Genomic DNA, 22219 nt, shown 5'->3' on the forward strand with positions numbered 1-22219 from the left:
GAATGGAAAAAATTGCCGCGATACTCATTGCCGCCCACTTCATAGGTGACTATTTCCTCCAGCCAGACAAAATGGTTCGGAACAAACGGCTGCCCCTCATGCTCATCCTGCATGGAGCCATACACGCCGGAACCACCTGGCTGCTGCTCCAGCTCTGGCATAACTGGCAGGCGCCCCTCGCGGTTTTCCTCCTTCATACCATCATTGATCTCATCAAACAACGGCTGGGAAAGGCGAACACCGCCACCTTTATTACCGACCAGACTGCTCACCTCTTCAGCCTTCTCATGCTTGCCATGCTCCTTTCCCAGGGAGCGAATGGGGCCACATTTACCGGTTTCGGATATCAGCTCATGATCGGGTTTGCAGGCTTTATTGCAACGGTAAGAGGAGCCGGTTTTCTCGTCACCTTCATAACCAGAGAGCTGACGATCAAAAACAATCTCAGATTTGAGGGGCTGCAAAACGGAGAGACGCTCATTGGTCAACTGGAACGGGGGCTGATCTTTCTCTTTTTTCTGGCAGGCCACCCGGAAAGCATCGGCTTCCTGCTTGCAGCCAAATCAATCCTGCGATTTGAAGAGTCAAAAAAAGCCAAGCAGGGAGAATACATTCTTATCGGTACCCTGCTCAGCTTTTCGGCAGCCATAGCGCTCTCCTCCGCCACACTGTGGGCCATGCGGCTCTGAAGAGCGTTTGTTTGCCTCCATCCCCGAAAAGCAGAGGGTTGTTTCCGGAATTTCCTCACCGGTATGTATATTGAAAAAAGCGCAAGAGAGTTGCTCGCAAGTCGAGTGCTATCCCTATCAAAACAGAGATCATTATCTGATGCAGCAAGCCAAACAATTGATGGAGATTGAGACCGTCGTTGACCGCTTCACGCCGGTAACACCGGAAAGCCCTTTCTATGTTGATTTCAAAAACCTGAGAGGCGATTTTCAGGAACGTGAAGTTCTGAGCATGTTGAATGTACAGGCAAATGCCAACGGGCAGTATGAATTTCAATATGATCCGAATCGCACCAGTAAAACCCTTCTCTTCCTGGCCGGAATGCGTGGATCGGGCAAAACATCCGAACTTGCCAAATATGCCTTGTTGCTCAACTCACCCAAATGCTTTTTTGTGGTCACCTGCAACGTGGATGAAGAGCTCGATATGGATAACGTGCAGTACATGGACATCCTGATCTTTCAGCTCGAAAAATTGCTGATACGTGCCAGTGAGGTGAATCTGAAGCTCGACAGCACCATTCTCGAATCGATGAGCAAATGGTTTCAGGACAGGGTAAAGGAGATCAATACCTCGCTGAAAGGTGAGGGCAGTGCCGAAATAGAGCTTGATACCGACAAACCTCTCTCATTAACCTCTCTGTTTGGGCGAATGCTGGGGCTTACCGCCAGGCTGAAAATGGGACTCTCCGGCACTCGGGAACATGCTGAAACAATCCGCAACAGCTTTAAAAACCGGTTTGTTGATTTTTCCGCAAAATTCAACACCTTTATCGATCTAACCAAAGAACAACTGCGCAAGGAAGACAAGGCACGAGAGATTCTCTTTATCGTTGATGGTCTTGAAAAAACCATGAGCGCTGATACACGCCGCAAAATTATCATGGAGGAATCAAACCGCATTCGCCAGATAAAAGCCAACACCATCTTTACGCTGCCCATCGAGTTGATGAAAGAGGAGCAGCATATCCGCCACTTCAGTGAAATCATTGCCTTTCCCTTTATCAAACTCAAAGAGCGCGACGGAACTACCGTTACAGAAGCTGTCGCCCTGTTTGAAGAGTTCGTCTATAAACGTATCAGCCCCTCACTTTTCGACTCACCCGAAACGGTCAAAGAGGCGATCCGGTACAGTGGCGGTTCACCGAGGCAGTTGCTCCGCATTATCAAGCAAGCCAACTGGTATACCGACGAAACGAAAGGAAAGATCACACAACAAAGCATGGAAAAGGCTCTTGACAAGCTTGGAAATAATATGGCCAGATATCTTGAACCTGGCGATTTTGAGCTGTTAAAAAGACTGAAAACCGACCTTGCGGCAGGAAATCCGATTGGTTTCAACAACGACATTCAGGGACTCCTCGAGAAAGAGGTTCTTTTTGAGTATAACGATGGCACCCACAAAAGCGTCAATCCGCTGCTCGAACGCTCGAAGCTCTACAAGCACTACGTCTCTGACCGCCCATGAATGAGAGCCGCTTCACCGAGGAGCTGGATTTGCTTGCAAAGGCTTTGCGCCAGCATTCATTTCACTTTATCATCATCGGCTACAACCATCCCGACGTTTACCGTGACGTGTCGGAGTGGCTCCGTGTTCATCTGCCGGGGCGAGCGATACAGGAGTTGACGGTATCAGGCAAGAGTTACCGGGAGATCACCGGAGAACTTGAAGATGCCGGTCAGAACATTGTCATGATACCGGACTTTGATTGGCTGTTCAACCCTGAAAATGAACCAGTTTGTGTAGCGCTCAACCAGCGTCGTGATTATTTGGTACGTCGGGAGCTGAATCTCCTCTGCTTTATTCAAGCCAGCAAGTTCAAACTGCTTCCGGTCAAAATCCCCGATCTCTGGTCACTCCGCTCACTGGAGCTTGATTTTGCCTATGCACTCAAAGAGGAGAAATTCCCGATTGCAGGTAAAGCCAATATCGACTCCTCTTTGGGAGGAAGCACTATCCCGGAAAAAGAGGCTGAGGTGAGAAGGCTGAAATATCAAATCAGCAAGAGTGACAAGAGCAATACCGCACTGTTGCAGGCGCTCAAATCACAGTTGGCTACACTGCAAATCGAGCTGCCGCCACGACAAGAGAGTGAAGCATTTGAAAAAGATGAACCCTCCGTAGTTCAGAAAACCGGCAGGATCAAAATATTGCCGGAATTTTTAGATGTCAGCCTTGATCTCGGTAGGGAGAGTCCGGAAAAGATCCTTGCTGCCATGAAAGAGCTTGAAGAGGAGGAAAAAGCGATGCTCTCGGTATTTGCGCTCCTTCCGGCTGAACCGGTTACCTATACAACACTTGATGAGCTGCTGCCAGGAACAGAGAACCTCGAAAAAATCCTGCTCAAACTTGCACAGCAAGGGTTGATTGCATACCACAAAAAGGATGCAAGTTTCACATGCAGCCCTGTTGTGCAGGAGGTGTCCCGACGCCAGAACAGGGAAAAACTTTTTGAGCATGGTAAACTGCTGATTGCGACCCTCATCGAGAAGCTTGATTATGAACCTGGCATCGGCCATTTTTTAAACGCCACCTACAGTGAGGCTGCCCTCTTTGCGCACTATGCCGAGAGTAACCTGCGAACAATCAGCAAGGCAGATAACCAGTTAGCCATCCTTGCCGAGCGCATCGGCAACTTCCATAAAACAACAGGCAATATCGACAAGGCCCTGATCTTTTTTGAAGAATATTTCCGGTTACGCAAAGAACTCTATGAGGCTGATCCTCAAAATGTCGAATTCAAAAACGGGCTCGCTATTTCGTACTCTAAACTCGGCAATACCCACTCCGCTCTCGGCAATCTCGACAAGGCCTTGACCTTTTATGAACAAGACGCCCAATTAAGTAAAGAAATCTACGAGGTTTATCCTCAAAATGTCGAATTCAAAAACGGGCTCGCTATCTCTTACGAAAAACTCGGTGAAACGCACTCAGCTCTCGGCAATCTCGACAAGGCCTTGACCTTTTATGAACAAGACGCCCAATTAAGTAAAGAACTCTACGAGGTTTATCCTCAAAATGTCGAATTCAAAAACGGGCTCGCTATCTCTTACGAAAAACTCGGTGTAACTCACTCCGCTCTCGGCAATCTCGACAAGGCCTTGACCTTTTATGAAGATTTTTCCCGATTAGAGAAAGAACTCTTTGAGGCTTATCCCCAGAATGTATCCTTCAAAAACGGACTCGCAATTTCTTACGAAAAACTCGGAGGGACTCACTCCGCTCTCGGCAATATCGACAAGGCCTTGACCTTTTTTAATGATGAAACCCGATTATTTGAAAAACTCTATGAAGCTTATCCTCAAAATGTCTCCTTCAAAAACAACCTCGCCATCTCTTACGAAAAACTCGGAGAGACTCACTCCTCTCTCGGCAATCTCGACAAGGCCTTAACCTTTTTTGAACAGGATGCCCAATTAACTAAAGAACTCTATGAGGATTATCCCCAAAATGTATCCTTCAAAAACGGGCTCGCCATTTCATACGCGAACCTTGGGTTGTTCCACCGTGATAAACGGAGTGACAACGCAACAGCACGCACCCTTTTTGAGCAGGCAAAGACCTTGTGGGCTCAATTGGTGGCGGATTCTCCCTCAAACGCCGAATTTCAGAAAAACTTGTCACAGGTTAATGACGTTTTGGAGAAAATGCAATAAGCAAAAACACCCTGTTGAGTCAAACAGGGTGTTTCTGAATCTACAGTCACTTTGGTTTGGGTAAAACGTTCTTGAATATTCCTGCAAACTTGTTCACAAGATAGGGTGCAAACAAGGTCAATCCCCCGGTCAGGAACTGGATAACCTTGTCGGTAGAGTCTGGCATCTCTCCCGTAAAGGCATAGGAGTAGAGGGAAAATACCCCGAACCCGATAAATATCAAGAGGATAACCATCATACCCATAAATGCAATCAGGCGGCTTGTGCTTGCACGCATGACGGTAACCATCGTTGGCTTGCCCGCATCGAGTTTCACCTCTTCTTTCCCCTCTGCATCAGTGGTTACATTACTGATCTCAACGTCCTCGGAGAGTGCATCACCCAAATTCCAGTTGGTATTGCCGAGAGCTGCACGGATGAGCCACATTGCTATAATCGATCCAAACAAGACCACACCGATAACTGTATAGACAACCAAATCGGATGGCGCTTTCCAATGCATTGGCTTCTGTTCTGCCTTTTGCTCTTCTGCTTTTTGCCCTGTTGCCGCAATTGCTGGCGAAACGTTGACGGTTACCGCAGCTCCTTGTGCAGCAACTCTTTCTGGCAAAATGACTTCCGCCACGGAGGAGTCCGGAGGTACAGCCATGGCGGTTAACGATGAAATCAGGATAAACAAAAGGGCAATCAGACTGGTACAAACATTGCGATACAACGTTTTCATATCCTCTCCTGTTTTATATTGCCGCAATAACGCTGAATAAAAAACGAAAAATAAATATTCTGTCGCATAATTTCAAACAGATTCCTTTATGGCTATCGCTTTTGCATTGAGACAGCAAACGGGAATTCTTGTACTGTTCCACGTTATTTTTTGAATTTCTTCGCAATAGGCGCCGGGATGTCTTATAATTAGGAACGAGTCACGCTACAGGTGAAAACAGTACCATAAAAAATGGAGCAACAGCTCATGCCTTTACCTTCTTTTGTGCCGAGCACGTACTTCCGCTGTTGCGGCCATTTCAGTCACAAACCATTCGCAGACAAGCCCGTCAAACCATGATGCAGCAGTATAGCAGCAACTCCTATCTTTTTGGAGGCAACGCCCCTTATATCGAAGATCTTTACGAAGCCTATCTTGATAATCCCGCTTCTGTCTCTGAAAGCTGGCGGGCCTACTTTGACGCGATGCAGCATGTGCCGGGTGCCAATGGGGATGCCCGCGATATCGCACACTCGCCTGTACAGGCATCGTTTGCTGAAAGAGCCCGTCTTGGCCCGATCTGCCGTGTCATCGCCAGTCCTGATGCGGAACTGGGACGTAAACGGGTTTCGGTGCAGAAGCTTATCGCAGCCTACCGCAACATCGGCTCCCGCTGGGCGAATCTTGATCCGCTGAAGCGGCAGGAGCGACCTGCGTTGCCTGATCTCGAACCCTCGTTTTACGGTTTTTCCGATACCGACATGGATATTGTTTTCAATACAAGCAATACCTATTTCGGCAAGGAGACCATGCCGCTGCGCGAACTGCTGCAGAATCTGCGCGAGACCTACTGCGGCACCCTCGGCATCGAGTTCATGTACATCACCGACCAGACGGAAAAGCGGTGGTGGCAGGCGAAGCTTGAAACCATACGCTCAAAACCGGATTTCAGTACGGAGAAAAAAAAACATATTCTTGAACGGCTGACGGCGGCTGAAGGATTTGAGCGTTATCTGCATACCCGTTTTATCGGCCAGAAGCGCTTTTCTCTTGAAGGCGGAGACAGCTTTATTGCCTCCATGGATGAGCTGATTCAGCGTGCCGGAAAAGCGGGAGTTCAGGAGATTGTCATCGGGATGGCACACAGGGGACGGCTCAATGTGCTGGTCAATATCATGGGAAAAAATCCGCTTGACCTCTTTGCCGAGTTTGAGGGGAAACATGCCGATGATCTTCCTTCTGGCGATGTGAAATATCATCAGGGCTTTACCAGTGACCTTGCCACTCCCGGAGGGCCGATCAATCTCTCTCTGGCCTTCAACCCGTCACACCTTGAGATTGTCAATCCGGTAGTCGAAGGGGCGGTAAAGGCGCGTCAGGTTCGCCGTGGCGACCGTGATGGTTCGCAGGTGCTGCCGATACTGGTTCACGGCGATGCTGCATTTTCGGGGCAGGGTGTGATCATGGAGACGCTGAACCTTGCTCTTACCCGTGGATACGGCACGGGTGGCACCGTTCATATTGTCATCAACAACCAGATCGGTTTCACCACCTCCGATCCGCGCGACAGCCGTTCAACAACCTATTGCACCGATGTTGTCAAGATGATTGAGGCTCCGGTGCTCCACGTCAATGGTGACGACCCTGAATCGGTCGTCCTTGCAACACAGATGGCGCTTGATTACCGGCAGGCTTTCAAGCGTGATGTGGTGATTGATATTATCTGCTTCCGCAAGCTTGGTCATAATGAGCAGGACACACCGGCCATGACCCAGCCGCTCATGTATAAAAAAATTGCCCAGCACCCCGGCACCCGGAAACTCTATGCGGAGCGGCTTGAGTCGCAGGGGGTTATCGGCGAAGCGTATGGCGCAGAGTTGAGCAAACAGTTCCGCAAGGATCTTGATGCGGGCAAGTACAGCACCAATCCGGTACTGGTGAATAAAACGATCTTTACGGCTGAACCGACGGCGGGCCGCAATGAGGCCTCCGAAACCGGCGTGCCCCTTGCCGAGCTCAAACGGTTGTCGGAGATGCTTACAAAAATCCCTGAGGGGTTCAAGCTTCACCCGCTGGTTGAAAAAGTGGTCACCGACCGTGCCCGCATGGGACGCGGTGAACAGCCTCTCGACTGGGGCATGGGCGAGCATCTGGCATTCGCTTCGCTGGTTGCCGGAGGCTACCCGATCCGTATTACCGGCCAGGACAGCGGCAGGGCAACATTTTCGCACCGTCATGCGGTCTTTCATGACCAGAATCGTGAAAAATGGGACTCTGGAACCTACATCCCGCTGCAGAATATCGCCGACAATCAGGCCACCTTCACGGTCATTGATTCGGTGCTCTCCGAAGAGGCGGTGCTTGGCTTTGAGTACGGCTACTCCATTTCAGCGCCCGATACGCTGGTGATCTGGGAAGCGCAGTTCGGCGACTTTGCCAATGGAGCGCAGGTATTAATTGACCAGTTTATCACCTCCGGAGAGGTGAAGTGGGGCCTGGCATCCGGCCTTACCCTCATGCTGCCTCATGGCTATGAAGGACAGGGGCCGGAACACTCTTCAGCCCGTCCTGAGCGTTTCCTGCAACTCTGCGCCGAAAATAATATCCAGGTTTGCCAGCCATCCAACCCTGCCCAGATTTTTCATCTGCTCCGTCGGCAGATGACCACGATGAGGCGCAAACCGCTGATCATTCTCACGCCGAAATCGCTGCTCCGCAACAAGGATGCGGTCTCTCAGCTTGCCGATCTTTCGCAGGGAAATTTCCGGAACATTATCGGCGATGCAACGGCAGCTCATGAAAAAGTTGAACGACTCATAGCCTGCTCCGGCAAAGTGTATTATGACCTTATCAACCGGCGACAGGAAAACACGCAGGAAAAGGTCGCCATTATCCGTATTGAACAGCTTTACCCCTTCCCGTTCGATGAGTTCAAGGGGGTGCTTGATCACTATCCGAAACTCAAAGAGATTGTCTGGTGCCAGGATGAACCGAAAAATCAGGGGTACTGGCGTTTTCTCCAGCACTATATCATGAACGCGATGAGCCCCGGCCAGCAGTTCGGCTATGCAGGAAGGCTCGCATCTGCATCTACTGCCTGCGGATACGCCGCAACACATGCGATACAGCAGAAAGCATTGCTCGATCAGGCTTTCGGTGAGTTCAGTGTTTTTTTTAATAAATAATCTGTACGAATGGCAATCATTGACGTCACCATATCCCAGTTGTCGGAATCCGTTGCCGAGGCAACGCTGCTGAACTGGAAAAAAAAGCCCGGAGACGGCGTTGTTGAAGATGAAATATTGTTTGAAATTGAAACCGACAAGGTGGTCTTCGATGTTCCTTCACCCGCCTCTGGCGTTCTCTTTGAAATTCTTGTCGGCGACGGAGGAACGGTGGTCCCCAATCAGGTACTGGCACGAATCGACAGCGAAGGCAAGGCCACGGTTACCGCTCAGGAGGAGGCTATCCGCGAGGCAAGGGCACCTGAACCGACAGCCGTAGAAGCTGAAGAGGTCATCGTCATGCCTGCAGCGGCAAAACTGATGGCCGAAACCGGAATAAAGCTCTCACAGGTTGAGGGTACAGGACGACAGGGACGAGTGACCAAAGGCGACGTACTGCAGGCCATTGCGACAGATGCTGAACCCTCTTCGCCACAACCACCTCCTCAGCCCGTGCCCAGGCCTGCACCAACACCTGCGCCCGCACCCGCACCCGCACAGAAGCCCAAACCGGTAGAGGCACACCTTGAAGCGCCGCTGATGACCGATCGACCGGAACAGCGCGTCCCAATGACCCGTCTCAGGGCACGCATTGCCGAGCGGCTGCTTCAGTCGCAGGCCAGCAACGCCATTCTCACGACCTTCAATGAGGTCAACATGCAGGGTGTGATCGAATTGCGCAACCGCTATAAGGCCACCTTTGAAAAAGAGCACGGCGTAAAGCTCGGATTTGTCTCCTTTTTTGTCAAAGCTGCGGTGCACGCTTTGCGCAAATATCCGGTTCTCAATGCATCGGTCGATGGCAAGGATATCATCTATCATGGCTACTTCGACATTGGTATTGCCGTCAGCTCTCCCAGAGGACTTGTGGTACCCATTCTGCGCAATGCCGACCAGATGACCATTGCCGATATTGAACGAAAAATCGCTGACTACTCCACCAAAGCAAAGCTCGGCAACCTCTCCCTCGAAGAGCTGACCGGCGGCACCTTCTCCATTTCCAACGGCGGCGTTTTCGGTTCGATGCTTTCAACTCCCATCATCAATCCACCCCAGTCGGCCATTCTCGGCATTCATGCCACAAAAGAGAGAGCTGTAGTGGAAAACGGCCAGATCGTCATACGGCCAATGAACTATCTGGCCATGTCGTACGATCACAGAATCATCGACGGCCGCGAAGCTGTCCTTGGCCTCAGTGCAATCAAGGATGCGCTGGAAGATCCGGCACGTCTCTTACTTGATCTTTAAGGAGAGAACCATATCATGAACAAACAATTTGACGTTCTTGTCATCGGAGCCGGACCGGGCGGCTATATCGCAGCAATCCGCGCTGCCCAGCTTGGTTTTTCAGTAGCCTGCTGCGAGTTCAGCGCTTACGACGACCCTGCGGGAGAGCCCCGTCTCGGCGGCACCTGCCTCAACGCAGGCTGTATCCCCCTGAAAGCGCTTGTCGCCTCTTCTGAACTCTTTGAAAAGGCCTCTCATCACCTTGCAGAACATGGCATTACGTTTGGCGGGGTAAACATCGATGTTGCAACAATGCAGCAGCGCAAAGAGGCCATTGTTACAAAAATGACCGCAGGGGTACAGTTCCTCTTCCGCAAAAACAGAATCACCCTCCTCAAGGGACGGGGCTCCTTTGCCGGAAGAACCGATGCGGGGTACCGGATCATGATCAATGGAAAGGATGGTGAGGAGGAGCTGCTTGCCCAGAAGGTGATTATCGCTACCGGCTCCAAAGCGCGGCAAATTCCAAATATTGCCGTAGATAATGTTTGCATCTGCGATAACGAAGGGGCATTGAAATTCACTGAAGCGCCGAAAAAACTGGGCGTCATCGGCGCTGGTGTCATAGGCCTTGAAGTTGGTTCGGTCTGGCGCAGGCTCGGCGCGGAGGTTACCATTCTTGAGGTGATGACTTCATTTCTTGGCGCTGCCGATGAGAGCGTTTCAAGAGAAGCATCAAAGCTCTTTTTAAAACAGGGACTGCACATCAAGCTCGGCGTCAGGATAGGCCAGGCCAAACAGACAGCAAATGGTGTCAGCATTGCCTATACCGATGATCAGGGTTCCGAACATATACTCGAATGCGACAAGCTCATTGTCTCTGTTGGCCGCACTCCCTACACTGAAGGACTTAACCTTGAGGCAATCGGCCTGCAGACCGATGAACGGGGCTTTATTCCCGTCAACGACCATTGCGCCACCGCTGCTCCAGGGGTCTACGCCATCGGTGACGTGGTGCGCGGCCCCATGCTGGCCCACAAGGCAGAGGATGAGGGCGTCATGGCAGCAGAACTGATTGCCGGACAAAAGCCACACCTCGACTACAACAGTATGCCCTGGGTTATCTACACCACCCCGGAAATTGCCTGGGTCGGGAAAACCGAACAGCAGCTCCGCAAGGAAGGACATGACTACAAAACAGGACAGTTTCCCTTTGCGGCCAACGGACGGGCACTTGGCCTTGGCGACGCAGAAGGATTCATTAAAATGCTGGCCGATGCAACAACCGATGAAATCCTCGGTGTACACATTATCGGAGCAAGCGCTTCCGACCTGATTGCCGAAGCGGCCCTTGCCATGGAGTTCCGCGCCTCATCCGAAGATGTTGCCCGCACCTGCCACCCGCATCCAAGCCTCTCGGAAGTGATGCGCGAAGCAGCCCTCGCCATCGAAAAACGGGCGCTGAATATGTGAACCAGTTTCAAACAAAGAGAGCCGCCGGGAGTTGCAGCAAAGAGCCGCCCGCTCGGTCGATAGCTCTCTTGTGAGTCGGAACTGGCTTTTCAGAAACAAGCCTTGCGCTCTGCTGTAAGTTCTATCTCACCTCTTCCGGAATTTTGCAGGCACCGCTATGTCAAAACCGACGATGAACTGCTGACCATCTGCATTTTATTGTGCCATCGTAAGAATGATGCACTGGTTGAGCTTACTCTCCCCAGGGATTCAAATATCTTCGCATCAAAGTATCAGCTCTATCTGCCCTCAAAAGAGGAGCTGAAAAGGCAACTGGAAGAGGCATCAGGCATTACCGGGCACTGCGATAATCCCAATCAGGAGGGTATGAACGATGTTCGATAAATGGATCAATCAGGATATCTGGAAGGTCCTTTAACGCTGCTGTAGATGGTTAACGTTTTGAACTGTGACCTCATAGCTCTGATGTTGTTTACGCTAACACTGGGTGATTCTTATCTTCCGTTTTTGGCTTATTCTTGTTTTCCGATCACACCTGTCAAGTTAAGCGTTCAACAACAAATTATTCCGTAATATAAGGGCAAGAAGGTAAACACAAACACCTGCCCTTGTAAATCATGAAGTTAAGTTACTTTGAATTATCTGCCATCGATCGTGCAAAGCTACAACAAATTGTGGCAAAAGGAAGAGATTGGCAAGCACGTCATCGGGCTCAAACACTGTTATATTTCAAGGACGGGTTGAGTGCAAAGGCCATCGTGGCATTGCAAGACCTGAATATCGATACGGTTTATGACCGACGTAAGAACTGGTTATCAAAGGGGTTTGCCGCTTTATATGACAGGCATCGAAGCGGCGCACCTCCGAAACTAAACGCCATTCACCTTGAACAGATCACGATTTGGGCGGAAAAGGAAGCACTGACAGCTCCAGCGATAGTGGCTCGGTTAAAGGAAGAGTGCAATGTAAACGTGAGCGTTGGTACCGTAACTAATGCGTTGATAGCACTTGGTTTTGTCTGGAAACGTACACGCCTGTGGTTAAAAAAAAACGAGATGAAGTCCGGTTTCGACAAGCACAGTTAGAAATAGAATTGATGAAAGATGAAGTCGAACGCGATGAGAGGATCTTAGCCTTTGTAGATGAGACTGGTTTCGCACTGGCCCAGCCAAACCGCAGCGCCTGGACTCCGATAGGCAAATGTCACAAGATTGACGCCAACCGGGGAAAACGCCTGAATGTCATCGGAGCCATGCTCTCAACGGGTGATTTGTTCTCAGTTGCGCTGTGGCAAACAACAGATTCACTTATATTTACCGGCTTTCTTGGTCTGCTGATGAACTACGTGGGTAAACCTTTAACGGTCATTCTGGACAATGCGTCATTCCATAAAGCGAAAGCGGTTCAACCGATGTTAAAGGTGCTGGCTCAAAAGGGGCTGACTCTTTATTTCTTGCCATTTTACAGTCCAGAACTCAATCGAATTGAAAAGTATTTGCACAAGGTGAAGTATGAATTGATGGAATTCAAGACGCGAAATGAAAAAACCCTTGAAGAAGATGTTCGAAAAATCTTAGCTGGTTTTGGTACTGATTACGTAATGACTTTTTGATGAGCGCTTATTACTTTGTTCTTCTATCATCAATTATTATTTTAAATCACTATAGGACTTATTCCTCGAAGCTCTGCTTAGTGATAGAATTCTTAAACATAAACTTATACCCCGTAGCTCTGCTGCGGGGTAGTTGATTTAAAAATTACTAAAATCAAAATAATACCATAAATTATCTGTCTAAGATTTGCTGCAATATTATTTGGCAACCCAACAAAACGAAGTGCTTCAGGCAATAATACCAAAAATGCAGCAGCAAATATAATCCCCCAAAGGTTACGCATCCCTCCAATAATGACAATTGATAAAATAAATATGGACTCATTAACTGTAAAGCTTGACGGATCAACAAACGATGTGTAATGTGCGTACAATGCGCCAGGAATAGCTGCAATCATTGAACTTATAGTGAACGCAATTACTTTAGATAAATAGACATTCTTTCCTACTGATTGAGTATATATTTCATCTTCGCTCAATGCTTTTAATACTCTACCAAAACTTGACTTAACAATTAACTTGATAAAAATGAAGATAACTACTGAAAAAATAATACTTAAAATTAAAAATGATAATTTATTACTAAAATCAATTTGAAAAACAGAAATTGAGGGGATGCCCATTATGCCCATTGGGCCATTTGTTAAACTCATCCAATTATTTAAAATTGTGAAAATGACAATTTGTATCCCTAATGTACAAATAATAAAATAATCGTCAATAGTTCTTAGTGCAATTATTGAAACTAGCATTGCTATTATCCCACAAATAAGGATCCCAAAAAAAAGAGTGTAAATGAATGGCATCTGATAATTGATTGATAATAATGCAGTTGTATAAGCCCCAATGCCATAAAATCCTGCATGAGCCAAAGAAATCATACCAGCAAAGCCAGCTGTAAGACTTAAGCTTTGAGATAGCATAACGTAAATAGAAACAATAATTAGAAGGTGTAAAATATATTCCATTATATCTCTGTTTTTTTGAGGCGTTTACCACTAAAACCAAGAGGTTTCCAAATTAAAAATAATATTAAAATAGAATAGGTGATTGCATCTATCCATTTGCCATCGAGAAAAAATGCAGTTAGATGCTGTATAGTGGCCAATAATAAGGCACCACCGATTAGCCCCCAATTACTGCCAATGCCGCTAATAATCATTACAACAACACCATAAAGCAACAAACTAAATCCCATTGTTGGTGTCAAACCAGTATCCGCAGCAACCAAAACTCCAATAATTGAAGCTATACCACTCCCTATCGCAAAAGACCATAAAATTATTCTATTGGAATTAATACCCATGATATTAGCCAATTCAGTATTTGTCGAGATTGCTCTAATATTTCGTCCTATTTTATGGAATTGGAGGAATAACATTTTAATAAGAAATATGATACAACTTAACCCTATGGTTACAATTTGTATATTAGTTATGTGAGCCCCGAATATTTCTGTTCCTGTTTCTATTTCATTTTTGACTATGCTCTTAACACCGTCACTCCAAATTAATGATATGACATTTTGTAATACTATATAAATCCCAAGCGAAACTATAAGTAATGAAAGTGATGAGACTTTTCTTCTCTTTAACGGTCTGTAAATTAATAATTCTATTAACAATGACACAAAAATTGATAAAAATACTGTAAAAGGAATTGCAATAAATAAAGGCAAATTAAGCTGTAGATAAAAAAAGTAACTAAAATATGCTCCTAAACTTATAATAGCTCCATGTGCAAAATGGAAAAACTTAACTGAATTATATATTATTGAAAACGAAGTCGATATAAGCAAATATATAGAAAATGAAACTAAAATATTAAAACATATTTGTGCTAGCATATTCATAAGATTAATTTCGAATAAAATACTTTCTTGTTATCTGAAAGAATTGCCCACATCTGATCACCCCATGAATAATGCCACCATTTCAAATGGATAATTTACTATCCCTTCTTCTTTCATTGAATGATATAATAATCTTCTGTTTTTTAAAGCTTCTTCTTCAGATATTGTCAGTTGTTCTTTTAAGCTTTTATGCTTTTAAGTTCTAAATAGTCTGTATGTACAAAATTGGTAATTTCATCAAATATAGTACCCATAAATAATAGCTCCTTTGTGGGATATTCGCGGAATTTAATGGGTTGAAGTGAAACATTAATACGTCGTCAGACGATAAGAAGGTTCCGTTTTCTAAGGTAAACGAATATTTTGGTTTGGTAGTTTTCAAAGCTTTCTTAGCAGATCGCCGAGGCATTTCTAAGGTAGATTTAGCTGTATAGGCCTATTCCTAAGCGCTCATCAAAAAGTCATTACGTAATCAGTACCAAAACCAGCTAAGATTTTTCGAACATCTTCTTCAAGGGTTTTTTCATTTCGCGTCTTGAATTCCATCAATTCATACTTCACCTTGTGCCAATACTTTTCAATTCGATTGAGTTCTGGACTGTAAGGTGGCAAGAAATAAAGAGTCAGCCCCTTTTGAGCCAGCACCTTTAACATCGGTTGAACCGCTTTCGCTTTATGGAATGACGCATTGTCCAGAATGACCGTTAAAGGTTTACCCACGTAGTTCATCAGCAGACCAAGAAAGCCGGTAAATATAAGTGAATCTGTTGTTTGCCACAGCGCAACTGAGAACAAATCACCCGTTGAGAGCATGGCTCCGATGACATTCAGGCGTTTTCCCCGGTTGGCGTCAATCTTGTGACATTTGCCTATCGGAGTCCAGGCGCTGCGGTTTGGCTGGGCCAGTGCGAAACCAGTCTCATCTACAAAGGCTAAGATCCTCTCATCGCGTTCGACTTCATCTTTCATCAATTCTATTTCTAACTGTGCTTGTCGAAACCGGACTTCATCTCGTTTTTTTTTAACCACAGGCGTGTACGTTTCCAGACAAAACCAAGTGCTTTCAACGCATTAGTTGCGGTACCAACGCTCACGTTTACATTGCACTCTTCCTTTAACCGAGCCACTATCGCTGGAGCTGTCAGTGCTTCCTTTTCCGCCCAAATCGTGATCTGTTCAAGGTGAATGGCGTTTAGTTTCGGAGGTGCGCCGCTTCGATGCCTGTCATATAAAGCAGCAAACCCCTTTGATAACCAGTTCTTACGTCGGTCATAAACCGTATCGATATTCAGGTCTTGCAATGCCACGATGGTCTTTGCACTCAACCCGTCGTTGAAATATAACAGTGTTTGAGCCCGATGACGTGCTTGCCAATCTCTTCCTTTTGCCACAATTTGTTGTAGCTTTGCACGATCGATGGCAGATAATTCAAAGTAACTTAACTTCATGATTTACAAGGGCAGGTGTTTGTGTTTACCTTCTTGCCCTTATATTACGGAATAATTTATTGTTGAGCGCTTAATGCCTTGGCTGTGTTGTGCTTGCATAGTTGAAGATGTTGTCTCTATGGGTTATCGGCATGGTCATCACCTTTATCATAGGTGTATGTTCTGACTCATTCTATGAATTGAGATTACGCTAAGCTAAGCCATTATTACTCTGTTTCCATTAAATGCCGCGAAGAGCCCCTTTGTGTCTTTAAATCTTAGTGTAACATCCATCGCTGCACCAGTTGTGTGAGGGGGAGGTGCATTCCTGTCAAACTCATCTTCTGATATTGGAGGTTTAGCTGAATAAAAGTTTAATTCCATAGTAATGTCACCCTGAGTGTAATGGGGATGAATTTTTTTTAAATACGCTGGTAGCCAAACATTATAAAGAAATTGTTGGACTTTAATAGGTCTATAGAAATCAAATAAATAGAGTTCAATTCCATTTTTATTTAGTTTCTTATTTATTTTGATAAGTTTAAGAACAACAATTTTTCTGAGTAATAGTTTTTCCGTTGAACCTTTGATTGAAGTATAATATGGAGGGTTATTTGTTATGAAGTAATGATTATTACCAGATAACCCCATCGCTCTAACATCAACATAATCTTCATTTGAAAGTTTATGATAAAAATTAATAGGCACAGTTCTTAAGTCAACAATTTTTGTTCGTTGCATTTCCAAAATAGGAATTTTTTTTCTCTTAGGTTAATTATCATAGTTTAAATATTTATTGCCATGCTGTGTACATTCTGTATATTGGATGTGTCCATTGGGGCTTGGTTTGAATCACTATACTTTCAAGTCCATTAGCCAAAATTTGTGCTTCTTTTGAGTTAATATAAGAACTGTTTTCAGCAATAAAATCATATTCAATAGCCCAATCTTTACTTGTTTCAATTAATGGCGTTACTCCATTTATTTGCGTATGTTTAGAATAAACAAAATGAGAAACATCTATTGTGTCAATCAAATCTGAATTATCAAATAAAAACTTAACCGTGTCTATCGCATCTAGTTCATTTGTACCGGGGAACCCAAACATTGTAAACAAATGCACTTTAATTCCATACTTTTTAAATTTTTTTAAAAATTCAACTATCTGATTAGCATTATCATTTTTATTTAAATTGTTTCTATTTTTATTTGAAATCAACTCCATCCCAATAAACACTTTTTTTAATCCAGAATTTGAAAGTAATAACAATAAAGAATCATTAAGCCAAATACTCTCAAACCGAATGTAGCCCTCAAAATTTATATTAATGTTTGACTCCGCAACAAGTTTAGCAATTTCTTTAATGGTTTTTGGGTGCATAGTTTCTTCAACGAAACTAAAATTATGAATATTATATTTTTGAATAGATTCATTAATACTATTAAATACATGTGTTGGATTATCTAAACCAACAAATCCATCATTGCCCCAAGCATAGGGGATAGAACAAAAGTTACATTTCCCATAATAACATCCTCTTGCACCAATTATTGGCAAATAATTAATACCCCAATATTCGCCAATTGGATAACCTTCAAAATTTGGCATTGAAAATTGTGATTTTTCAATATGTTTATATCCGTTATAAATAATTTTACCATTCTTTCGCCATAATAGATTAGGGATGTTGTCGAATTTTCCATTGTTTTGTAGAGAGTCAAATATTAATTTTAATGATTCTTCTCCTTGATTTAAAACAATACAATCGACAACATCATAAATCCAATCTAAAAATAATTCCTCTTTTAATCTTGTTATTGTATTGCCCCCCAAAACTATTATTCCTTTATAACCGCTCTTTCTAATTATTCGTGATATTTCGAAGGCAGATAGTAATTGACTTGGTACAGTAACAGAAATCCCAATAATAGAATAACTATGGTTACTAATCTTTGAAATGATATTGTCTTCGTAAAATTTAGTAAATGGTGATTCGATTTTGGAAAAATATTCAATATCTTTTGATGAACTTAGGTCACACCCATCGTAAACAAAACCACTTTTTATTCTCCATTGTCCTTTATATTTTTCTGCAATTTTTTGTAGTTTATCAGAAAAACTAAAGTAGAATTTGTATGCGTTTTCCGAATCAAAATCTGTCATTAATGATAATAACTTTTGTTCCGAAAGGGTTACACCAAAAAAACGTGAAGACTCAATATTTAAATCTTGAATGTCACAGCTAATATTATATTTACTAAGATAACCTTTGATTATGGGCAAACCAATATGAGGAGCACCATAATTTAATGACCAACCTGGAGGGAAAAACAACAATACTGAAGGCTTATCTTTAAATCTGCTTTGCACTTTCAGATATTTTTTTATCGATTATGACCTGTTTAGAAAATATCTCTTCAATTTTCTTATAAACAGATTCCTTAAACGCATTGATGTCTTTGCCATTAAATTCAGTTTTGATAATTATTTTTTTTATTTCTTCCATAAGGTTTTCCGCTTTATTTTTCTGTTTCATTGATTAAATAATTGGATACAAATAATATTCCATTCTATTTAAAATCCTTGATGGGTATTATTTTAAAATTCTTGATTTTAGGATAAGTACAATTTAATGGATCGTTACAACTACAATATTCATTTTCATTATTTTGAATGTTTTTTACACATTTTGTTAAGTTAGATTCATTGCTTTTATTAAGAAAGAAAATTTCATTTAATTGTTCTTTAGTTTTTTCCCAATTTTTATTTTGTGTTTTATCTCCGTCTTTTTTAAACAAGAACTCAACCTTTGCGGTATCTATATCTTCATCATAAATACTTTTAACGCAAAATAACCATTCCTCATCTTTAGTAGTAGTATTTTCTATGCGAATAGCTAAATAATCAATCAATTTGTTTGTGGGTTTTTCACGAGTAGTAGTATTATCGTTTGTATCAGTTAACAACTTGTTTAACTCAATTTTGTTAAAATTACGAATCATACAAGAACCTGTCTTATGAATTACATCATTCAATAAATCTTTCAGCTTTATTTCTTTCCTGTTTGCAGCACTATTTTGAAATAGTAATTTGTCGCCGTACTTCTTAGGGTTACTTTGTAACGACTTTATTTGTTGCTCGTCGTAGAAGAATATATCATCAAGATTCTTACTTACATTTGTTGCGTTGATTGATTCTACCTCTCTTAGATAAGGAGTGTTTTTGAAAATTGTAAAATTTCCATTCCCACATTTTAAATTGTCATAAAATTCTTTGTTCAAATCCTTCATAACTGTTTCATCTATAACAGCAAAATACCTGTTTACATGATTATTTGCAATGTTGAAATTGATAAACTCCATCCATTCCTTATTGTTTGGCTCAAAATATTTTTGAATAAACTGATAAGGAGATTTTAACTGCAAGGCATAAAATGAAATTTCATAACCATTAAAAATTTTAGGATTACTTAAAGTTGTTTCAACAAGATTTTTTGAAATAGTACCTAAATTGTTCCATGTAGTTAATATTGAATCTCCATCAGAAACTCTTCTACTTTGGTTACCAAGCATACTATTGTAACTATTAATTAAAGAGATAAGTACTTTTTCTTCATCATGAGCAATCTTACTTGTCATACCTTCCGTTAAACTTGCAATTCCGGCAACAAACTTAAAAGCCTCGGATGATATTCCTGTCCCTTTATTTTTTGTGTCGTTTAGAAATTTAGTAATCGAGTTCGAGGTATCAACATACTTTAGCGCAACTTTTGATTGTTCCAAAAGATGATGCATTTCAGTATTTGCAATTTCGATACTTTCTTTTAATGATTTCATTTCATCTTTTCCTTCAACATATTGTTCTCTTAGTTGAAGTAATTCGTGTATGACATTTGTCGCAATGTAGGCTATAATTGAAATGATAATTGCTTTAAGTAGTCCGCTTGACAATATATTAAAAGCATTAATATCAACTTGAGAGTTAAAATCAATTTTAATATTCTCAGTCGTAAAAACAGTTGCAATACCGAATATCAAAGTCCATATCCAAATAGTGCGAAATGTCAATGGGATAATAGTATATAAATATTTTATTAATGATTTGAGTGCATTTTTAAATTTGCTATTTTCAATACTTAATAAGTATTTTGAATATTCATCTACAGATTTATTTTTTAGTTTTCGGGTCAAAAACAAAAAAAACCAACAAATTAGAATAGGTATTAGATAAAGCCATACCGCAACTGAAAAAGGATGAAAAAAGATTTTGCTAAAATTTGTATTGAGAAAACTCTCCCCCCTACACAGCCAAAAGAAATTTAATGAAATTTGAGCAATCATTAAAACAACAAGGAAATAAATTGTATTTCTTGTTATTTCACGAATTGCTTTTTTTCCAAAATGTTTATATTCAGTTTCTATGCCAGATATTGAAAAAGGGTTTTCAATAAAATGAGATAGTATAATAACTATTTCATTTTTTTGACTTTCCTCTTTTGTATTATTATATTTAATCGAATTAAAAATACTCATTTGAAAAGACTGAATTTATTATTACTAACTACATATATTGAAAATGATTTGTCCACCTCTCCATAAGTATCAAAACTTGTTAAACCAGTTATTCCATTATAGGCATTTTCCCCATTTATTGAATAAAGAATTTCTTTTATTTGACCAATGTTGCCATTAGCTTTTTTTAGAGCATGTGCTAAGATATAAGTTACTTCATAGTAGTATGCTGCATAAACATCAGGCTCTTTATTGTATTTCTTTTTAAAATTTGTGTTAAAACTGTTTATTAGGCTATCATTCATACCATAAGCTAATGCTAAGGAGGTATAATATGTACCTTCTGCCGCATTTCCTGCAAGCTTAAGAAGGTCATCTACCATAGCTCCATCACAACTAATAAATTTTACATTCAATCCAAGTTCTTTGGATTGTTTAAGAAAATTTCCAGATTCTGCAACATGAAGGGGAAAGAAAACAACATCAACCTGCTTAGATTTAATTTTTAAAATCTGAGTTTTAAAATCTTTGTTTCCTAAATCAACTCCTTCAACAATGAGAACTTCGCCGCCAAGTTTAAGATATTCTGATTCAAAAGCAGTTTTTAGGGTAGTACCATAATCATTTGTTTGATAAATAATTGCTGCTTTTTTTGAATTAAGTGAATTGAAACAGAAACTTGCAACATCATTACCTTGCTTCGAGTTAGGAGGAGTGATTCTGAAAATATAATCGCCTGCATCTTTAATATTATCAGCAGTGGCACTAGCTCCCAGTAAAACAACTTTGTTTTTGTTTGCTATTGGAGCAACAGCTAATGTTATTGAAGACCCAAAAGGACCAATTATTATTGGTACATTGTCCGCAGTGATAAGCTTATTAATCGCATTTACACCTTCCCTTGGATCCATTTTATCATCTTCATAAATAACTTTCAAAGGCAAATCAAACATTTCACTTTGATTTATTTCTTCAATAGCTAAATCAACTCCTTCTTTTACAGATCTTCCATAATTGGCTCCTTCACCAGTTAGGGGCAATGAACATCCAATGTTAATAGTTTCTTTCTTACTATTTCCACAAGCAAATAAATAAGCGGAAATAATGATAATGATAGCTAATACTTTAAACTTTCTCATATTTTTTGTTTTAAATTATTTTTCCTAAATACATACTTAACTCTTTTGTTGCATAAGCATTAAGATTTTTTTTGTGCTCAACAATCAACATACTTATTTTCTTTTCTTTCAGACTCAATAACTCTTCAACCATTATTTTAGTATTCGCTTCATCTAAACCTGCAAATGGTTCGTCAAACAATATTAGCTTTGGTTGGTGCATCAGCGCATTCCCTAAAGCAAGCATCTGCCTTTCGCCACCACTAAGACTAAACGGTGTGCGATCTCGGAATTCGTATAGATTTGGCAATTTATAAACGTCTTTAACTCTTTGCTTAATATCAACATTTGAATATGTTGAACCACTAACGACAAGATTTTCATGTATCGTTAATGATTCAAAATAGTTGTTTTTTTGAGGTATATAAACAATACCCTTTTTAACCATTTTTGAAGAAGGAAGTCTTGAAATATCGTCACCATTAAAAATAACTTTTCCATTTTTATTCCAAATAGGAAGCAATCCATAAATACATTTTAAAACCGTACTTTTCCCGCTACCGTTACCACCGGTTAATAAGATAATTTCGTTGTCACCAACTGTGAAAGATACATCGAAAAGAACCTGTTTTTTTTCGTAACCTGTAGATATATTTTTAACTTCTAGCATTTTGAAATTTTAAATA

Annotated in this window: 20 protein-coding genes; 9 read left to right on the forward strand and 11 right to left on the reverse strand. The window is 42.1% G+C overall.

From position 1 onward, the window contains the following. Nucleotides 1–2 precede the first annotated feature (2 nt). The 3 genes from AC56AD_RS10120 (at nt 3) to AC56AD_RS10130 (ending at nt 4385) form a co-directional block, all read left to right on the forward strand. Nucleotides 3–689 carry a DUF3307 domain-containing protein gene (locus AC56AD_RS10120; RefSeq protein ID WP_012508698.1) on the forward strand — a complete coding sequence of 229 codons (687 nt, stop codon included), beginning with the start codon at nt 3–5 and terminating at the stop codon, nt 687–689. Nucleotides 690–828: 139 nt separating this feature from the next. Next, a complete protein-coding gene (locus AC56AD_RS10125) occupies nt 829–2196 on the forward strand; it encodes a hypothetical protein (RefSeq protein ID WP_012508699.1) in 1368 nt (455 codons plus the stop codon). Continuing rightward, complete coding sequence (locus tag AC56AD_RS10130; protein WP_012508700.1) at nt 2193–4385, forward strand: tetratricopeptide repeat protein; 2193 nt, start codon at nt 2193–2195, stop codon at nt 4383–4385. Before AC56AD_RS10125 ends, AC56AD_RS10130 begins: the two co-directional genes overlap by 4 nt. A gap of 46 nt (nt 4386–4431) precedes the next feature. Here AC56AD_RS10130 and AC56AD_RS10135 read toward each other — a convergent pair whose 3' ends face one another. Continuing rightward, nucleotides 4432–5109: a hypothetical protein gene (locus tag AC56AD_RS10135; protein ID WP_012508701.1), complete on the reverse strand. Its 678-nt coding sequence runs from the start codon at nt 5107–5109 to the stop codon at nt 4432–4434. 335 nt (nt 5110–5444) lie between these two features. Between AC56AD_RS10135 and AC56AD_RS10140 the strand changes: the two genes are divergently transcribed. The 6 genes from AC56AD_RS10140 (at nt 5445) to AC56AD_RS10165 (ending at nt 12624) form a co-directional block, all read left to right on the forward strand. Then, nucleotides 5445–8273: a 2-oxoglutarate dehydrogenase E1 component gene (locus AC56AD_RS10140; protein WP_012508702.1), complete on the forward strand. Its 2829-nt coding sequence runs from the start codon at nt 5445–5447 to the stop codon at nt 8271–8273. Nucleotides 8274–8282: 9 nt separating this feature from the next. After that, nucleotides 8283–9560 carry a 2-oxoglutarate dehydrogenase complex dihydrolipoyllysine-residue succinyltransferase gene (gene odhB / locus AC56AD_RS10145; protein ID WP_012508703.1) on the forward strand — a complete coding sequence of 426 codons (1278 nt, stop codon included), beginning with the start codon at nt 8283–8285 and terminating at the stop codon, nt 9558–9560. A gap of 15 nt (nt 9561–9575) precedes the next feature. Beyond that, a complete protein-coding gene (lpdA, locus tag AC56AD_RS10150; protein ID WP_012508704.1) occupies nt 9576–11012 on the forward strand; it encodes a dihydrolipoyl dehydrogenase in 1437 nt (478 codons plus the stop codon). Between the two features lie 102 nt (nt 11013–11114). Beyond that, nucleotides 11115–11396 carry a PDDEXK nuclease domain-containing protein gene (locus AC56AD_RS10155; RefSeq protein WP_041526525.1) on the forward strand — a complete coding sequence of 94 codons (282 nt, stop codon included), beginning with the start codon at nt 11115–11117 and terminating at the stop codon, nt 11394–11396. Between the two features lie 233 nt (nt 11397–11629). Continuing rightward, nucleotides 11630–12097, forward strand: a complete 468-nt coding sequence (locus tag AC56AD_RS10160) for a helix-turn-helix domain-containing protein (protein WP_041526526.1) — start codon at nt 11630–11632, stop codon at nt 12095–12097. Between the two features lie 11 nt (nt 12098–12108). Next, nucleotides 12109–12624, forward strand: a complete 516-nt coding sequence (locus AC56AD_RS10165) for an IS630 family transposase (protein WP_049759926.1) — start codon at nt 12109–12111, stop codon at nt 12622–12624. A 104-nt stretch (nt 12625–12728) separates the two neighbouring features. Here the strand turns inward: AC56AD_RS10165 and AC56AD_RS10170 are convergent, their stop codons facing one another. The 10 genes from AC56AD_RS10170 to AC56AD_RS10215 form a co-directional block, all read right to left on the reverse strand. Beyond that, the gene (locus AC56AD_RS10170) at nt 12729–13592 is read right to left on the reverse strand and encodes a branched-chain amino acid ABC transporter permease (RefSeq protein ID WP_012508706.1); all 864 of its coding nucleotides are present in this window, start codon (nt 13590–13592) and stop codon (nt 12729–12731) included. Beyond that, nucleotides 13592–14470, reverse strand: coding sequence for a branched-chain amino acid ABC transporter permease (locus AC56AD_RS10175; protein WP_041526834.1), 879 nt, complete (start codon nt 14468–14470; stop codon nt 13592–13594). The genes AC56AD_RS10170 and AC56AD_RS10175 overlap by 1 nt, the downstream gene beginning before the upstream one ends. 459 nt (nt 14471–14929) lie before the next feature. Then, nucleotides 14930–15445, reverse strand: a complete 516-nt coding sequence (locus AC56AD_RS10180; protein ID WP_049759884.1) for an IS630 family transposase — start codon at nt 15443–15445, stop codon at nt 14930–14932. An 11-nt stretch (nt 15446–15456) separates the two neighbouring features. Then, nucleotides 15457–15924: a helix-turn-helix domain-containing protein gene (locus AC56AD_RS10185; protein ID WP_041526412.1), complete on the reverse strand. Its 468-nt coding sequence runs from the start codon at nt 15922–15924 to the stop codon at nt 15457–15459. 195 nt (nt 15925–16119) lie between these two features. Continuing rightward, entirely contained in the window at nt 16120–16650 is a 531-nt protein-coding gene (locus tag AC56AD_RS10190; RefSeq protein ID WP_499052156.1) for a M15 family metallopeptidase domain-containing protein, read from the reverse strand. Between the two features lie 46 nt (nt 16651–16696). Next, on the reverse strand, nt 16697–18274 hold the full coding sequence (locus AC56AD_RS10195) for a B12-binding domain-containing radical SAM protein (protein WP_012508709.1): 1578 nt from the start codon (nt 18272–18274) through the stop codon (nt 16697–16699). Next, entirely contained in the window at nt 18258–18440 is a 183-nt protein-coding gene (locus AC56AD_RS10200; protein WP_012508710.1) for a hypothetical protein, read from the reverse strand. The genes AC56AD_RS10195 and AC56AD_RS10200 overlap by 17 nt, the downstream gene beginning before the upstream one ends. Nucleotides 18441–18474: 34 nt before the next feature. Further along, the gene (locus tag AC56AD_RS10205) at nt 18475–20436 is read right to left on the reverse strand and encodes a hypothetical protein (RefSeq protein WP_012508711.1); all 1962 of its coding nucleotides are present in this window, start codon (nt 20434–20436) and stop codon (nt 18475–18477) included. Beyond that, on the reverse strand, nt 20433–21554 hold the full coding sequence (locus AC56AD_RS10210; protein WP_012508712.1) for an ABC transporter substrate-binding protein: 1122 nt from the start codon (nt 21552–21554) through the stop codon (nt 20433–20435). Before AC56AD_RS10210 ends, AC56AD_RS10205 begins: the two co-directional genes overlap by 4 nt. A 10-nt stretch (nt 21555–21564) precedes the next feature. Beyond that, nucleotides 21565–22203 (reverse strand): ATP-binding cassette domain-containing protein, encoded by a 639-nt coding sequence (locus tag AC56AD_RS10215; protein ID WP_012508713.1) that lies wholly within the window; start codon nt 22201–22203, stop codon nt 21565–21567. Nucleotides 22204–22219 lie beyond the last annotated feature (16 nt).

It is taken from the genome of Pelodictyon clathratiforme (assembly GCF_982375515.1).

Bases quoted from the DNA above. Each gene is read 5' to 3' on its own strand.
- AC56AD_RS10120 (WP_012508698.1), top strand. From the start codon at position 3: ATGGAAAAAATTGCCGCGATACTCATTGCCGCCCACTTCATAGGTGAC.
- AC56AD_RS10125 (WP_012508699.1), top strand. From the start codon at position 829: ATGCAGCAAGCCAAACAATTGATGGAGATTGAGACCGTCGTTGACCGC.
- AC56AD_RS10130 (WP_012508700.1), top strand. From the start codon at position 2,193: ATGAATGAGAGCCGCTTCACCGAGGAGCTGGATTTGCTTGCAAAGGCT.
- AC56AD_RS10135 (WP_012508701.1), bottom strand. From the start codon at position 5,109: ATGAAAACGTTGTATCGCAATGTTTGTACCAGTCTGATTGCCCTTTTG.
- AC56AD_RS10140 (WP_012508702.1), top strand. From the start codon at position 5,445: ATGATGCAGCAGTATAGCAGCAACTCCTATCTTTTTGGAGGCAACGCC.
- odhB (WP_012508703.1), top strand. From the start codon at position 8,283: ATGGCAATCATTGACGTCACCATATCCCAGTTGTCGGAATCCGTTGCC.
- lpdA (WP_012508704.1), top strand. From the start codon at position 9,576: ATGAACAAACAATTTGACGTTCTTGTCATCGGAGCCGGACCGGGCGGC.
- AC56AD_RS10160 (WP_041526526.1), top strand. From the start codon at position 11,630: ATGAAGTTAAGTTACTTTGAATTATCTGCCATCGATCGTGCAAAGCTA.
- AC56AD_RS10165 (WP_049759926.1), top strand. From the start codon at position 12,109: ATGAAAGATGAAGTCGAACGCGATGAGAGGATCTTAGCCTTTGTAGAT.
- AC56AD_RS10170 (WP_012508706.1), bottom strand. From the start codon at position 13,592: ATGGAATATATTTTACACCTTCTAATTATTGTTTCTATTTACGTTATG.
- AC56AD_RS10175 (WP_041526834.1), bottom strand. From the start codon at position 14,470: ATGCTAGCACAAATATGTTTTAATATTTTAGTTTCATTTTCTATATAT.
- AC56AD_RS10180 (WP_049759884.1), bottom strand. From the start codon at position 15,445: ATGAAAGATGAAGTCGAACGCGATGAGAGGATCTTAGCCTTTGTAGAT.
- AC56AD_RS10185 (WP_041526412.1), bottom strand. From the start codon at position 15,924: ATGAAGTTAAGTTACTTTGAATTATCTGCCATCGATCGTGCAAAGCTA.
- AC56AD_RS10200 (WP_012508710.1), bottom strand. From the start codon at position 18,440: ATGAAACAGAAAAATAAAGCGGAAAACCTTATGGAAGAAATAAAAAAA.
- AC56AD_RS10205 (WP_012508711.1), bottom strand. From the start codon at position 20,436: ATGAGTATTTTTAATTCGATTAAATATAATAATACAAAAGAGGAAAGT.
- AC56AD_RS10210 (WP_012508712.1), bottom strand. From the start codon at position 21,554: ATGAGAAAGTTTAAAGTATTAGCTATCATTATCATTATTTCCGCTTAT.
- AC56AD_RS10215 (WP_012508713.1), bottom strand. From the start codon at position 22,203: ATGCTAGAAGTTAAAAATATATCTACAGGTTACGAAAAAAAACAGGTT.